General features: G+C 62.4%; 1 protein-coding gene. It reads left to right on the top strand.

The annotated features are described in order from the left end of the window. Positions 1-234: phosphopantetheine-binding protein (locus tag ACQRBT_RS28355; protein ID WP_427851709.1), on the top strand; the 234-nt coding region annotated here is incomplete at both ends.

Raw genomic sequence — 234 nt, 5'->3', positions numbered from 1 at the left:
CAAGGCCCTGCCTGCACCGGACCAGGAAGCCCTGCTGAGCCGTGGCTACGAAGCGCCACAAGGAGAAGTGGAAACCGTACTGGCGCAGATCTGGGCTGATGTGCTCAAGATCGAGCAAGTCGGTCGTCACGACAACTTCTTTGAACTGGGCGGCCATTCGCTGATGGCGGTCAACCTGATCGAACGCATGCGCCGCGCCGACCTCAGCGCCGACGTGCGCGTGCTGTTCAGCCA

This window comes from Pseudomonas sp. R19M, assembly GCF_050312585.1.
Taxonomy (GTDB): Bacteria; Pseudomonadota; Gammaproteobacteria; order Pseudomonadales; family Pseudomonadaceae; genus Aquipseudomonas; species Aquipseudomonas palleroniana.
This window is presented reverse-complemented; position numbering and strand designations above follow the sequence as displayed.